The following is a 14,291-nucleotide window of genomic DNA, read 5'->3' as shown; positions in this document are numbered from 1 at the left end:
TGAAGTGGCGCAGGTGGCGGGCGTGTTCGTAATTGAAGTGCCACCAGTAGGTTTTGTTTGCGGTTTTTTCGCTTGTGTTTGCGCTCATGGTTTGCTCCTTATGCCAGCCAGGCGACGATAATCAGCAGGATGAGAAGGACGCCGCCAAAGGCACCCCAGCCCGCGCGGATAAGTACCTGGTCGGGCAGGAATTTTTCGCCGCGCTGGATGCGGATGGCTTTCGGCATTGCCTCGAACCAGGTTTTGCTGTTGAGCAGGGCGCCTGCGATGCCAATGAGGTTCAGCAGGAACATGATTGGGTTTTTCTGCCAGGCTATCCAGCCAAGCCATGCTTCCTGGCTGCCCGCAAGGCAGGCGATGCCGTAGAAGAGGTTGAGCGCGGTGATGGCGGTGGTGATGGCGGTCGCTTCGCGCCACATGTACCAGATATAGAAGCTGCTTTTTTTGTACCAGCCGTCGGGTTGCTGGTGGATGTAGGGTTTGCGTGCCATGTCATGCCTCTTTTTTGTTTCTCGTTACCATGCCGATTGCCCAGTACGGGGCGGCGGCGGCTTTTGCCTGCTGGATGGCGCCTGCCGGGTCAACGTGTTTCGGGCAGACGTTGGAGCAGGCACCGACGAAGGTACACGGCCAGACGCCGTTTTCGTCGTTAAGCGCGCTGAAGCGGTATTTTTTGCCCTGGTCGCGGTTGTCGAGGTTGTAGCGCTGGGCGAGGGCAATGGCCGCCGGGCCAAGGAAGTCGGCATTGATGCCGATTTGCGGGCAGGCCTGGTAGCAGAGCATACAGTTGATGCACATGGTGTACTGCTTGAATTTCGCCAGTTGCTGCGGGGTTTGCAGGTATTCTTTTTCGGCGAGCGCGCGCGGGTTTTTGGTGATGATGAACGGGCTGACCGCGTTCAGTTTGTTGATAAACGGGTCAAGGTCCACGACCAGGTCTTTTTCAATCGGGAACTGGTCGAGCGCGCCGATGGTGATTTCGCCGACGTCGGCAAATTCGCGGACGAAGGTGGAGCAGGCAAGGCGCGGCTGACCGTTGACCACCATGCCGCAGGAGCCGCAGACTTCCATGCGGCAGGACCAGCGGTAGGCGATGGACGGGTCAAAGTCGTCTTTCAGCAGGGCAAGGGCGTCGAGGATGGACATATCCTGCGTCCATTCGATTTCAAAGGGCTGCGCCCACGGTTTTTCGTCCTCGTCGGGACGGTAACGCATCAGGTTGATTCGGATTTTATTGCTCATGACGGATTGCCTCTCAGTGGTTTGCCTTTTCTGCTTCTGCGCCGTACACCCGTTTTGCCGGTTGCGATTTGGTGATGCAGACGTCGCTGTAGGCAATTTCCGGTTTTGCGCCATCGCGGCGGAAGGCGAGGGTGTGCTTGAGGAATTTGTCGTCGTCGCGCTCCGGGTAGTCGAGGCGCTGGTGCGAACCGCGCGACTCGGTGCGGCTTTCGGCGGAATAAATCATCGTTTCGGCGACGTCCAGCAGGTAACCCAGTTCGATGGTGGTCAGCCAGTCGGTGTTAAAGGTGTCGCTGTGGTCGGTAACGCGCACTTTTTCGTAGCGCGCTTTCAGCTCGTTCAGCTTGGCAATGGCGCGCTCGCTGTTCTCGGCGCTGCGGTAAATGCCGATTTCCGCTTCCATCATGCTGGTCAGCTCTTTGCGGATGTCGCTGGGTTTTTCCGTGCCGCCGCTGCGGTTCTTCAGCTCGGCAAACGGTTTCCAGGCTTCTTCCGCCATTGCGGCGAATTGTTCCTTGCTGGCGAAATAGCCTGCGCTGCTCGCGTGTTTCCACGCATCTTCCCCGGCAACCTTGCCAAACACGCAGAGCTCGGCAAGCGAGTTGGAGCCGAGGCGGTTCGCGCCGTGCAGGCCGACGGAGGAGCATTCGCCGACGGCAAACAGCCCCTTGATGCGGGTTTCGCAGCGGGAATTGGTTTCGATGCCGCCCATGGTGTAGTGCGCGGTCGGGCGTACCGGAATCGGCTCGTGTACCGGGTCAACGCCAACGAATTTTTTCGCGAGCGAGCAGATAAACGGCAGCCGTTCGGTGAGGTAGGCTTCGCCGAGGTGGCGCAAGTCAAGGTTGACCACCGCACCGCGCGGGTTCTCAATGGTGCGGCCTGCTTTCCACTCGTGGTAAAAGGCTTGCGAGAGTTTGTCGCGCGGGCCGAGTTCCATGTATTTGTTCTTCGGCTCGCCAATCGGTGTTTCCGGCCCCAGACCGTAATCCTGCAAATAGCGGTAGCCGTCTTTGTTCGTCAGGATGCCGCCTTCACCACGGCAGCCTTCGGTCATCAAAATGCCGGAGCCGGGCAGCCCGGTCGGGTGATACTGCACAAATTCCATGTCGCGCAATGGCACGCCGTGGCGGTAGGCAAGCGCCATGCCGTCGCCGGTGACGATGCCGCCGTTGGTGTTGAAGGCGAAGACGCGGCCTGCGCCACCGGTGGCGATGATGACTGCTTTTGCCTGTACCGCGCGCAGCACGCCATTCTGCACGTCATAGCAGAGGACACCGTGCAGCTCGCCGTTGGATTCAATCAAATCGAGGGCGAAGTGTTCGTCGAGGCGGTGAATGTTGGGGAATTGCAGCGAGGTCTGGAACAGGGTGTGCAGCATATGGAAGCCACTCTTGTCAGCGGCAAACCAGGTACGCGGAATTTTCATCCCGCCGAAACGGCGCACGTTGGCGCGGCCATCGGGCAGACGCGACCACGGGCAGCCCCAGTGCTCCATTTGAATCATTTCTTCCGTGGCGTGTTCAACGAAATATTGCACCACGTCCTGTTCGCACAACCAGTCGCCGCCGGAGACGGTGTCGTTGAAGTGGTATTCCAGCGAGTCATCGTCGCGCACCACGCCTGCCGAGCCGCCTTCTGCCGCAACCGTATGGCTGCGCATCGGATAGACTTTTGAAATCAGGGTGATTTTTGCGTTTGGTGCGCTGCGGGCGATTTCAATCGCCGCGCGTAACCCGGAACCTCCGGCGCCAATGATGGCCACATCGGACTGGATAATATCCATAAAGTACCTCTTGTTATGCCTCTGTTAATAATGTGGGCATTTTAACATGATTCACCGGGGCGTCAGCAGGGGAAAACGCTTTTTTCTGAATAAAAATAGCCTGTTATGAGAACAAGAAGGGTTCTAATTTACTAAGCCTGCGCAAGTATTTTGGCAAGAATGGCACCGTTTTGGCGAAGATGTTGTGGATTTGTGCGTTTTTGCCAACATGAACTCACATAAAGCGGGCAGGGCGCAGACAAAATTGTCGCGGTGCGGGCGTTTTTATGGCGCTGCTACAATGCCTGGGCGTCAAAACTGGAGTACGGGCAATGGAAAGAAATGGCGACCTGATTGGCACTTTTGAGCGTAAACAGCGGATGCGCGCGCTGTATCGCGGCGAGATTATGATTAACAGCGAGCTGGGCGACATTCAGAAACTGATTGACGAAGACCGCAAGGCGGAAGCGGCGGAGCGCTATTTTGACGTTTTCCGCGTTATTCGCGCCCATTGTCGCGTTAATCGCCTCATTTCCGCGCTGTTGGTTTTACTAATAGCCGTTTGCCTGTTTGCCATCGTCTGCGACCTGCACGCGCCGCAGAGGAAAATTTATGAAGGAATCATCGAACTTTCCCTGTCTGTTCTGTTTGTCCGTTTTTATATCAGCGGCGAATATATACGGCTTGACAGTCGCAGTTTGGGACGGTTTGCCCCGGAATATTGGTGGAAAATATTCGCCATTGGCGAGGCCGTGCAGATGCCGGCTGTCCAACGGGCTTTACTGCCGCAAGATATTTTTTATCTTTGCAACTATTGGCATACGCGCTATGGTCGCATCGTCAAGGCGCATTCATATTCCTGGTAAATACCGTTTCTATCATGTGGAGGAAAATCAATATGTCTCTTGCAACGGCTTTCAAAAAAATGCACCCACTGCAACGGCGGCAAATCGCCAATATCCTGGGCTGGATTGCTGCGCTACTAATGTTTGCACATTTTTACATCAACACCAGTTGGGCAGGAATCCTGTTGTATTCGCTTACTGCCTGTATCATCTGGCTTTTCGCCGTTTATCTGGCGGGCATTGGTGGCAGGGCATTCAAGAAAAAAGGAATGCTGCTACGGCGGATCAATAACGAGCAGCGCGCATTTATTGCGGATAGTGGTACTGCTCTGGGAATGTTGCTGATTGTAAACGCCAGTATCCTGGAATATAAATGGTGGCATATTTTGCTTTTGTTTGTTCTTGTCATGATTATTTTTGCTTTTTGTATTGCTTTGGTTGGTATCAAAGATAAATAAGTTTTGGCTACTATGGAGCTTTTATGGGTATTGAACTTTTCTTGAAGAAAAAACAGAATCCGGCGCAATGCAAAAACACGGCAGACTTGCTCGGCTGGTTTGGCCTTGTATTGGCGCTTCAAAAAGGCTATACCGTCAGTACAGGCTGGCAAATGTTATTGCTGGTATCACTCGGCTGTGTGCTGTGGCTTTTTGCAGTTTATATCGTTGGCCTGCATGGCAAGAAAATCCGTAAGGGGACGTTATTCCATCGGCTCAATGAGGAGCGACGGGTTTATATTGCCGGGCATTGCGGCTTTCTTGGCGCCATTCTGATTTTTATTCATTGGTACCTGCATTCATCGTGGTCAGTGCAGCTCGCTGTTGTTGTCGCAAGTTGTGTGCTGTGGATGTTTTCGGTATATTTGGTCGGTATTAGAAATTAAGCGAGACGGCTAACCCTTGTTTTAATCCGTAGCGATGCTACATATTAGTTGGAGTACATCATGAAAGGAACCATCCTTGATTATAATCCGCAAAATCAAAATGGATTGATTGCCGGTGAAGACGGCAAACGCTATGTCTTTGTGCAGCACGACTGGAAAAGCAATATCGCGCCGCAAAATGGTCAGGAAGTGGATTTTTCGCCTGCGGGTGAGCGTGCGGGAGAGATTTACCGCATTGAGCGTCCGCTGCTTTTTACCTCTTCAAAAAAGTTGCCTGCTGCATTGCTTGCCTTCTTTTTGGGCAGTCTTGGCGTGCACAAGTTTTTCCTCGGTTATACCAGGGAGGGAATTATCATGCTGCTGTGTTTTTTCCCCGGTATGTTGCTTTTTGGCATTCCAACCATTATTGCCGGGGTAATTGGGCTGGTTGAGTGCATTATTTATGCCTGTAAACCAGATGAGGATTTTGAGCGGATTTATGTGCAGGGAAGGCGTCCGTGGTTTTGAGCGGGCGATAAAAAACCGGGCGCGATGCCCGGTTTTTTATGGTGTTTTGGCGTTTCAGGTGCGCGGCAGGGTGACGCCGGTTTGTCCCTGGTATTTGCCCGCGCGGTCTTTGTAGGAGATGGCGCAGGGCTGGTCGGACTGGAGAAACAGCATTTGCGCGACGCCTTCGTGCGCGTAGATTTTCGCCGGCAGCGGCGTGGTGTTGGAAAATTCCAGCGTGACGTGGCCTTCCCATTCGGGCTCAAGCGGGGTGACATTCACAATGATGCCGCAACGGGCGTAGGTGCTTTTGCCGAGGCAGATGGTGAGGATGTCGCGCGGGATGCGGAAGTATTCGACGGTGCGGGCGAGGGCAAAGCTGTTCGGCGGGATGATGCAAACATCGCTTTCGATATCGACAAAGCTCTGCGGGTCAAAGGCCTTGGGGTCAACGATGGCGCTGTTGATGTTGGTAAAAACCTTGAATTCGCGAGCGCAGCGGACGTCGTAGCCGTAGCTGGAGGTGCCGTAGGAGACGATTTTGCGCCCGTTTTTGTCGTGGCTGACGAGGCCGGGTTCGTAAGGGTCAATCATGCCGTGCTGTTCGGCCATCTTTTTGATCCAGCGGTCGTTTTTGATGCTCATGGGGTTTCCGGGTTGGGTTAGAAACTGCGGCTGTCCACCAGCCAGCCACGGTCGGCAGTGCGGATGATGAGGATGTTACCGAAGGGCGCGCTGTTGCCGTCTTTGGTGTGGACGGCGACGCGGACGAGCTGCTGCTGCTCGCCCTTGACGCCGGTTTCGTCAATGCTGAAGTGGTCAATGCCGCCGTGCTCGGCGAAGATGCGGGTGATGTCGCCGTCATCAATCATTTTTTGGAAGGCGTCGCGCTGGTCGTCCGGGATGGAAAGCTGGGCGACGGCGGCAGCGCCCTGCTGGTCGCGCACCGCTTCAAAGAAGAGGCGGGCGGCATCCAGCGCGCTGTCGGCGGCGTGGGCAAGCGGGAAGGCGAGGGCGATGAGGAAGGGGAACAGGTTGCGCATGGGGATTCTCCGGTAACAGGCGCGCAGATTCTACCCGGCGCTGGCAGGGCGCGCAAAAACTTGCCCCGCCGCCGCCCTATAATGTCGCCGTCACCCGTTTCAGGAACCCCCATGAGCGACCTTTTCCAACTCGTCAGCAATTACCAGCCCTCCGGCGACCAGCCCGCCGCCATTGAGCAACTGCTGGAAGGCCTTGAAGACGGCCTTGCCAAGCAAACCCTGCTCGGCGTCACCGGCTCCGGCAAAACCTTCACCATGGCGAATGTCATCGCCCGCGCGCAGCGCCCGGCGCTGATTCTCGCGCCGAACAAGACCCTCGCCGCGCAGCTTTACGGCGAAATGCGCGAATTTTTCCCGCATAACGCGGTGGAGTACTTCGTGTCCTACTACGACTACTACCAGCCGGAAGCCTACGTCCCCGCCTCCGACACCTTCATCGAAAAAGACGCCTCCATCAACGAACACATCGAGCAAATGCGCCTCTCCGCCACCAAGGCCATCCTTGAGCGGCGCGACACCATCATCGTCGCCTCCGTCTCCAGCATTTACGGCCTGGGCGACCCCAGCCAGTACCGGCAAATGCGGCTGCACCTCTCGCGCGGCGAAACCATCGACCAGCGCGACGTCCTCTCGCATCTCGCCGAGCTGCAATACACGAGGAATGACACCCAGCTTTTGCGCGGCACCTTCCGCGTCAAGGGCGACGTGCTCGACATCATGCCCGCCGAATCCGACTGGTACGCGGTGCGCTTTGAACTCTTTGACGACACCATCGAAAGCATCCGCTACTTCGACCCGCTCACCGGCGAAATGCTCGAAGCCGTGCCGCGCATCACCATCTACCCGAAAACCCACTACGCCACGCCGCGCGCGACCGTGCTCAACACCATCGACCAAATCAAGGCAGAGCTGCGCGACCGCCTTGCCGTGCTGACCGCGCAAAACAAACTGGTGGAAGCGCAGCGGCTTGAGCAGCGCACCCGCTTTGATTTGGAAATGATGGTAGAGCTCGGCTACTGCTCCGGCATCGAAAACTACTCGCGCTACCTCTCCGGGCGCGCGGCGGGCGAACCACCGCCGACCCTGCACGACTACCTGCCCGCCGACGCGCTGCTGATGATTGACGAAAGCCACGTCACCATCCCGCAGCTGAACGGGATGTACCGCGGCGACCGCTCGCGCAAAGAAACGCTGGTCGAATACGGCTTCCGCCTGCCGTCAGCGCTGGACAACCGCCCGCTGCAATACGAAGAATTTGAAGCACTCGCGCCGCAGACCATCTACATCTCCGCCACCCCCGGCGACTACGAAAAACAGCACAGCGGGCAGACCGTCGAACAAGTCGTGCGCCCGACCGGGCTGCTTGACCCCGAAGTCGAAGTGCGCCCGGTCGAAAGCCAGGTAGAAGACGTCCTCGGTGAAATCCGCGCGCGCGTTGCCGCCGACGAGCGCGTCCTCATCACTACCCTCACCAAAAAAATGGCGGAAGACCTCACCGACTACCTGATGGAGCACGACGTGCGCGTGCGCTACATCCACTCCGACGTCAACACCGTGGAGCGCATGGAAATCATCCGCGACCTGCGCCTCGGCACCTTTGACGTACTGGTCGGTATCAACCTCTTGCGCGAAGGGCTGGATATGCCGGAAGTGTCGCTCGTTGCCATCTTCGACGCCGACAAAGAAGGCTTCCTGCGCGGCGAACGCGCCCTGATTCAGACCATCGGCCGCGCTGCGCGCAACGCCCGTGGCAAAGCGATACTGTACGCGGCGAACATCACCCGCTCGATGCAGGCGGCGATGGACGAGACCGCGCGCCGCCGCGAAAAACAACAAAAATACAACGAAGAACACGGCATCATCCCGCAGACCATCCGCAAAAAAATCACCGACGTCATGGAAGGCGCGCACGTCGCCATCAAGGCGAAAAAAGCGCACCGCGAACGCGAGCGCGAAGAAATCCCGGCAGACCCGAAAGCGGCGGCGAAACTCATCAAACAACTGGAAAAACAAATGCTGGAGCACGCGAAAAACCTCGAATTTGAAGCCGCCGCCGCGCTGCGCGACCGCATCAAGCACATCGAGCAGAGTGCCTATATCGACAATGCCTGAATGTGGCCTGCCGCCCGCCCGCAGCGCGGGTTTGCATCATAAAAAAAGCCGGGACAATCCCCGGCTTTTTTGCGTTCTGCCATCAGTAATAGCCCATCACCTTCCACCAGACGAGGCCGACGGCGACCCACACGGTGAAATTGACGATGCTGGTGACAAAGCCCGCCTTCCACCATTCGCCGAGGGTGGCGTAGTTGGAGCTGAAGATGACCGGCGCGGTGCCGGTGGCGTAGTGGGTCAGGCTCATCATCAGGTTGCCGGCGGCGGCGAGGATGAGGCCAAAGAGCAGCGGCGGCGCGCCGAGGGCGATGCCCGCACCGTAGAAGGCGACCAGCATGGCGGAGATATGCGCGGTGGTGCTGGCGAAGAAGTAGTGCGCGTAGAGGTAGATGAGCGCAAGCAGGAGCATCGCGGTGTAGCCGCCGAGACCGAGGGTGGCGATGCCGCCCTGAATCTGGTTGGCAAAGTAGCCGATGACGCCGAGTTTGTTGAGAAATTCGGCCATCATCACCAGCGCGCCGAACCAGATGAGCGTATCCCACGAGCTTTTCTCGCCGGTGACGTCGCCCCAGTTGAGCACGCCGCTGACGAGGAGGATGGCGACGCCGAGGAAGGCGGTGCTGGTCGGGTTCAGTTTCAGCGCCGCCACACCGCTGAGGTGGAAGGGAATGTCCGCCCAGAGCGCGAGCAGGAGGATGAAGACGCCAATCATCCACCATTCATCGCGCCGCACCTTGCCGAGCGCGGCGAGTTTTTCACGGGCGAAGCGGGTCGCGTCGGGTGTTTCCTTGATTTCCGGCGGGAAGACGAGGTAGAGCACCAGCGGCATCAGCAGGATGCAGGCCATGCCGGGGATGAACATGGCAATCGCCCAGGTGGTCCAGTCCATGTGGAAACGGGTGCCCATCACGTCATTGATGGCGCTGACGACGAGCGGGTTGGGCGCGGTGGCGGTGATGAACATCCCGGAAGTGATGGGGTTGGAATTGAAGTTCACCAGCGCGAGATAGCGGCCAATTTTGCCCTGCGTGCCTTTTTCCGGTGAGGAATCGAAGGCGGTGGCGATGGACTTCATGATGGGGTGGATGATGCCGCCGCCGCGCGCGGTGTTGGAGGGGGTAATCGGCGCCAGCACTGTTTCGGACAGGGCGAGGGCGTAGGCAATGCCGAGGGTGCGTTTGCCAAAAAGGGCGATGAAGTAATAGCCGATGCGCTCGCCGAGGCCGGTCTTGATGACGCCGCGCGCAATCATGATGGAGATGACGATCAGCCAGATGAGCGGGTTGGAGAAGGAAGAAAGCGCGTCCTTAATCGCCTGGTTGGCGGGTTTGGCCGCATCCGGGGCGACGGTCACGCCGGTGATGGCGACCAGGGCGACGGCGATGATGGAAACCGCGCCGAGTGGCAGCGCCTTGCCGATAATGGCGGCGATGGTGCCGACGAACAGCGCCAGCAGATGCCAGCCGCCGGGGTCGATGCCTTGCGGTACCGGCACGGCGAACCAGATGATGAGGGTGAGGGCGACCGCGATCAGGGTCGGGACGGGTTTGACAGCCATGATGATTCTCCGGTAGTTGAAGAAAATCCATCATAACAGTTTGCCGGAAGGGGGGTAATCGCCGCCACGCCATCCCCGCCGTGCTAAACTGCGATTTCCAATCGGAAAAACGAAAGGAGCCAAAAACATGACACACCGCACCGCCCTCTGGGCATTCCTCTGTGCATTGCCGCTCGCGGCACACGCCGGGTTGCACCACAAATACAACCCGAAACCGCAGAATTACCCCGTTCCCGCCGGCAACGTCATCTGGGTCGCAACAGACGGCACCACCGCCGACAAAGGCGCGACCGGCAGCCGCGACAAACCCTTTTCCACTCTGGGCGAGGCGGTACGCCGCAGCCAGAACGGCACCACCATCATCATGAAAACCGGCATCTACCGCGAGCCGCACGTCTTCATCACCCGCGACGACATCACCCTGCAAGCCGAGCCGCAGGGCGAAGTCTGGCTGAAAGGCACCGAAGTCATCCCCGCCGACCGCTGGCAAAAAGAAGGCAACCTCTGGAAAACCACCGGCAACCAGAGCTTCTGCCGCGTCTGCACCACCAACGCCGATCCGAAAAAAGAAGGCATGGCCGCCTACCCCGAACAGGCCTTCATCAACGACGAACCGCTGAAACAGGTGGCGAGCAAGGACGCCGTCAAGCCCGGCACCTTCTACGTCGAAGACCCGAATCCCACCACCCTGAAAGACCCGAAAAACGAAAACAACCGACTCGGCTTCAACATCCCGCCGGCGCACGACGTCACCTGGTACCTCGGCTCCGACCCGACCCAGGGTACCGCCGAAATCTCCAAATACGCGCGGGCGCTGACCAGCACCGGCAAACGCTTCAAAATGCGCGGCATCAACATCGCCCAATTCTCGCCGCACCAATACTGGGGCTACAAAGACCCCGTCCTCGCCGACATGAGCGGGCCGATCGCCCTCAGCGTCAACGGCGAAAGCAGCCTCGTTGAAGACGCCATCTTCGCGCAAAACGGCAGCGGTGCCTCCGCCTTCTTCTTCGACGGCCCCAAAGAAAAAGGCGCTCCGGGCGCGAAAAACAGCATCCTGCGCAACAGCCAGTTCGTTGATAACGGTGCCAATGGCGCGGGCGCCAACTACGCCCACGGCTCCGTCTTTGAAAACAACTACTTCGCGCGCAACAACAACGAAAAATTCCTCACCAAAGACTGCGGCGCCTATTGCGGCATCGGCCACGTCAAAATCACCCACATCCTTGACTTCACCTTCCGCAACAACATCCTCGACAACGGTGACAGCCCGCCGAACTACCTCCGCGAAAACCTCATCAACAACACCGCCCCCGGCTTCTGGTGCGACGAAGGCTGCATCAACGCCAAAGTCACCGGCAACTACTTCATCAATATGCCGGTGGCCATCTTCGACGAAGTCAGCGACGGCACCATTATCGCCTCCAACATCATCGAAGGCGGCGACTACGGCATCCGCGCCTCCGGCAGCAGCAACACCCGCATCTACAACAACACCATCTCGCGCGTCTCCCGCCCCTTCCTCATCCGCGAAGACTCGCGCGCCAAAGGCTGCAACTACATGAAAGACGGCGTCTGCCAGGTCAAAGAACGCTGGTCCATCAGCCGCGGCCTCTCCTGGAACCAGGAAAACACCGAGATGTACAACAACATCATCTCCTCGCGCGCCTACGTCAAAAACGACAGCCAGGCACCGCTGTTTGCCTACCCGCTGCGCAACGAAAGCAGCCTGCCCGAACAGGACAGCGGCATCGTGCGCACCGGTAACGATATGTTCCGCGGCCTTGACTACAACGCCTACTACCGCAGCAGCCTCGAAAACGAACCCTACGTCATCGTTTGGGATACCGAAAAAACAGGCAAAATTGACGAAATGCTGATGCGCACCGCCGACCTTGCCAAAAACCCGAACATCAACCCGAAAATCAACGGATTGGAGCGCCACGCGCTGGACCTCTTTGGCAGTCGCGCCGAAAACCCCTACTTCAAAAAAGAAGCCGAGGGCAACGAAGACTACCGCCAAAGCAACTACAACCTGCGCGACGACAGCCCCGCCAAACGCAGCGGCAAGGCGCTGCCGCTGGACATCGCCCGCGCCATTGACCCCGAAGGCAAAACCGTCAAACCGGGCGTTGCCGTTGACCGTGGCGCGCTGATGAATGTGATGATGGACGCCACCAACGGTGCCGAAAGCCCGCGCGCGGCCAAACTCGAACAGCAGCCCGCCACGCAGCAAACCGCCGACAACAACAGCGCCAACAGCAGCGACCACGGCACTATCGGCTACAGCAGCGGCGGCAACAGCGACGCCAGCGCAGCCGCCGCCCGTGCCGCCAACCACAACAGCCCGAGCGCCAACCAAGCGACCGCCGCCAACCGTGGCCAAAACGCGACCAACAGCGCCGCCCCGGCTGCCAGCCCCGCCACCGCGACTGCCGCAACCGATACAGGCAAGGCCGACCGCGCCGCAGCCAGCGAAACCCCGCGCGGCCTGCTCGTGCCGAACGAACCAGTACGACCGCACTACGACACCGTCCTCGCCTACAGCGAAGGTCGCGCCGCCGTCAAAAAAGACGGACGCTGGGGCTACATCGACCGCAACGAACGCGAAATCGTCGCGCCGCAGTACCAGGACGCCTGGCCGTACCGCGAAGGTCGCGCCGCCATCAAAAAAGACGGCCAATGGGGCTACCTCGACGCGAATGGCAAAGAAGCGGTCAAACCCGTGTACGACCGCGCCTGGTCCTACGAAAATGGCCGTGCCATCGTCGAAAAAGGCGGACGCCGCTACACCATTGACCTGAATGGCAACGAAATCCTCGTGCCGTAACATAAAAATACGGTGGGGCTTGCCCCACCGCAAAAACACCGCGCAACAAACGCAGGTCGGTCATGAATGGCCGACACCAAAAAAGGCCGGGCATACGCCCGGCCTGCGCCAAATGTTCGCACAACAACGAACGTAGGGTGGGGCTTGCCCCACCGCTACACAAATGCCTGAATAATATCCATAGAGTGCGCCTTGGCGCACCATTCCAATCAAACACACTATTCAATCCCCGCAACCCCAAAAGGAGCAAATAATGCCCTACCTGCCAACCATCGAAAAAGCCCTGGCGTACCTGCAAGCCGCCGACATCCCGGCGCACTACAAAAAAATCGCGCCGCTACACAAATTCCTTTGGCAAAAAGACATCGCCCTTCCGCCCGTTATCCTTGCGGATTTCAGAACCAACGCCATCCTCTTCGGCATCGGCGGCGTCATCTTTTGGCAGATAGCCAGCCTCATCATGTCCCTGTTCCTGTCTATGCCACAACCGCAAACATGGGCACAATGGCTGTTCAGCATCATCTTTTTCACCATCTCCTTTGGTTACGGCATGGCGTACTATTACCGCCGCCAACGCCGCAAATTTGGCCTGCTCACATGGCAGGAAATCCAGAACACGCCTTGAGCCGACATAACCACAACGGAGGACTGAAATGAAAGGCGATTTTCTCTTTCTCGACATTGATGGCTGCCTGTCGCGCGGCAAGTTTGCGCCGTTTGACGTGGCGGCGATGCAGACACTCGCCGCGCTGGCGCGCAATGCGGAGACGGAAGTCGTGCTGTGCAGCGGGCGCTCGTTGTCGTATATCGAGGCCATCGCGCAGTTCGTCCGCTTTGGCCGCTATGCGGTCGCCGACCAGGGCGCGCTGCTCTATGACTATCTGGAAGACGAGGTGGTGTTCGCGCCGCAACTGACCCCGGCAGTACGCGAACAGATTGCCGACATGGCGCGCTATCTCGCGGCGCATGGCGACAGCTTCGCCGTGCATTGGTCAATGAGCCACGGCAAGGAAGCGTGCATTTCGCTGGTCGCCGAAAAGGGTAAGCGCGCGGAAGACGTGCGCGCGGTGGTGGAAGCGCATTTGCAGACCGACGGTTTTGACCTGCATTGCTCCGGGCGCGCGCTCGACATCATCCCGCACGGGGTGAACAAATGGACGGGCGCGCAGTTTTTCTTTGAACACTACGGCAAAAAGGCGACGCGCATCGCCGCCATTGGCGACTCGCCCGGCGATTTGCCGATTCTGACGCAGGCAGATTTTGCCGCCTGCCCCGCCAACGCGGCGGAGTCAGTGAAGGCGGTGTGCGACTACGTCAGCGATGCCGATGAGGTTTACGGGGTGACGGATATTTTCCGGCGCTATTTTCTCTAAACAGCAACCTGCCATGCATTTAGCCCCTTTCGCGCAGCGCGTGAAAGGGGCTTTTTCGTCAGGCGGGCGGGCAGGGCAATATATTTCTTAGAACCTGTTTATAGCCATCCACCCTAAATAATATACTCAATAAAAGCCCGCTCCACCGCCTGTA

General features: G+C 58.2%; 14 protein-coding genes. 8 read left to right on the top strand and 6 right to left on the bottom strand.

Annotation, left to right across the window (positions count from 1 at the left end):
- Nucleotides 1–98: 98 nt before the first annotated feature.
- Genes Q0349_RS04560 through frdA form a run of 3 tightly spaced genes read right to left on the bottom strand, consistent with a single transcriptional unit; the run spans nucleotide 99 to nucleotide 3,028 of the window.
- Entirely contained in the window at nucleotides 99–491 is a 393-nt protein-coding gene (locus Q0349_RS04560; RefSeq protein WP_298079696.1) for a fumarate reductase subunit C, read from the bottom strand.
- Between the two features lies 1 nt (nucleotide 492).
- Nucleotides 493–1,242: a succinate dehydrogenase/fumarate reductase iron-sulfur subunit gene (locus tag Q0349_RS04555; protein ID WP_298079695.1), complete on the bottom strand. Its 750-nt coding sequence runs from the start codon at nucleotides 1,240–1,242 to the stop codon at nucleotides 493–495.
- Nucleotides 1,243–1,255: 13 nt separating this feature from the next.
- On the bottom strand, nucleotides 1,256–3,028 hold the full coding sequence (frdA, locus tag Q0349_RS04550) for a fumarate reductase (quinol) flavoprotein subunit (protein WP_298079694.1): 1,773 nt from the start codon (nucleotides 3,026–3,028) through the stop codon (nucleotides 1,256–1,258).
- A gap of 266 nt (nucleotides 3,029–3,294) precedes the next feature.
- On the opposite strand from frdA, the gene Q0349_RS04545 reads away from it, so the two are divergent.
- Genes Q0349_RS04545 through Q0349_RS04530 form a run of 4 tightly spaced genes read left to right on the top strand, consistent with a single transcriptional unit; the run spans nucleotide 3,295 to nucleotide 5,242 of the window.
- A complete protein-coding gene (locus tag Q0349_RS04545) occupies nucleotides 3,295–3,873 on the top strand; it encodes a hypothetical protein (RefSeq protein WP_298079693.1) in 579 nt (192 codons plus the stop codon).
- 32 nt (nucleotides 3,874–3,905) lie between these two features.
- Entirely contained in the window at nucleotides 3,906–4,310 is a 405-nt protein-coding gene (locus Q0349_RS04540) for a hypothetical protein (RefSeq protein WP_298079692.1), read from the top strand.
- 23 nt (nucleotides 4,311–4,333) lie between these two features.
- On the top strand, nucleotides 4,334–4,735 hold the full coding sequence (locus Q0349_RS04535) for a hypothetical protein (protein WP_298079691.1): 402 nt from the start codon (nucleotides 4,334–4,336) through the stop codon (nucleotides 4,733–4,735).
- Nucleotides 4,736–4,795: 60 nt separating this feature from the next.
- Nucleotides 4,796–5,242 carry a TM2 domain-containing protein gene (locus Q0349_RS04530; RefSeq protein ID WP_298079690.1) on the top strand — a complete coding sequence of 149 codons (447 nt, stop codon included), beginning with the start codon at nucleotides 4,796–4,798 and terminating at the stop codon, nucleotides 5,240–5,242.
- 54 nt (nucleotides 5,243–5,296) lie between these two features.
- Here the strand turns inward: Q0349_RS04530 and dcd are convergent, their stop codons facing one another.
- Nucleotides 5,297–5,866 carry a dCTP deaminase gene (dcd, locus tag Q0349_RS04525; RefSeq protein ID WP_298079689.1) on the bottom strand — a complete coding sequence of 190 codons (570 nt, stop codon included), beginning with the start codon at nucleotides 5,864–5,866 and terminating at the stop codon, nucleotides 5,297–5,299.
- A gap of 17 nt (nucleotides 5,867–5,883) precedes the next feature.
- Nucleotides 5,884–6,264, bottom strand: coding sequence for a hypothetical protein (locus Q0349_RS04520; RefSeq protein ID WP_298079688.1), 381 nt, complete (start codon nucleotides 6,262–6,264; stop codon nucleotides 5,884–5,886).
- A 111-nt stretch (nucleotides 6,265–6,375) separates the two neighbouring features.
- Between Q0349_RS04520 and uvrB the strand changes: the two genes are divergently transcribed.
- The gene (gene uvrB, locus Q0349_RS04515; protein WP_298079687.1) at nucleotides 6,376–8,376 is read left to right on the top strand and encodes an excinuclease ABC subunit UvrB; all 2,001 of its coding nucleotides are present in this window, start codon (nucleotides 6,376–6,378) and stop codon (nucleotides 8,374–8,376) included.
- Nucleotides 8,377–8,458: 82 nt separating this feature from the next.
- Here uvrB and Q0349_RS04510 read toward each other — a convergent pair whose 3' ends face one another.
- The gene (locus tag Q0349_RS04510) at nucleotides 8,459–9,934 is read right to left on the bottom strand and encodes a DASS family sodium-coupled anion symporter (protein WP_298079686.1); all 1,476 of its coding nucleotides are present in this window, start codon (nucleotides 9,932–9,934) and stop codon (nucleotides 8,459–8,461) included.
- A gap of 127 nt (nucleotides 9,935–10,061) precedes the next feature.
- Between Q0349_RS04510 and Q0349_RS04505 the strand changes: the two genes are divergently transcribed.
- The 3 genes from Q0349_RS04505 (at nucleotide 10,062) to Q0349_RS04495 (ending at nucleotide 14,137) form a co-directional block, all read left to right on the top strand.
- Nucleotides 10,062–12,764 carry a WG repeat-containing protein gene (locus Q0349_RS04505; protein WP_298079685.1) on the top strand — a complete coding sequence of 901 codons (2,703 nt, stop codon included), beginning with the start codon at nucleotides 10,062–10,064 and terminating at the stop codon, nucleotides 12,762–12,764.
- 253 nt (nucleotides 12,765–13,017) lie between these two features.
- Nucleotides 13,018–13,389, top strand: coding sequence for a DUF6404 family protein (locus tag Q0349_RS04500; RefSeq protein ID WP_298079684.1), 372 nt, complete (start codon nucleotides 13,018–13,020; stop codon nucleotides 13,387–13,389).
- A 28-nt stretch (nucleotides 13,390–13,417) separates the two neighbouring features.
- A complete protein-coding gene (locus Q0349_RS04495) occupies nucleotides 13,418–14,137 on the top strand; it encodes an HAD family hydrolase (RefSeq protein WP_298079683.1) in 720 nt (239 codons plus the stop codon).
- The last annotated feature ends 154 nt before the right edge of the window (nucleotides 14,138–14,291 follow it).

Source organism: uncultured Cardiobacterium sp. (assembly GCF_938028185.1).
In the GTDB taxonomy this organism is placed as follows: Bacteria; Pseudomonadota; Gammaproteobacteria; order Cardiobacteriales; family Cardiobacteriaceae; genus Cardiobacterium.
The sequence above is the reverse complement of the archived record's forward strand: the minus strand, read 5'-3'. Positions and strand labels throughout refer to the sequence as shown.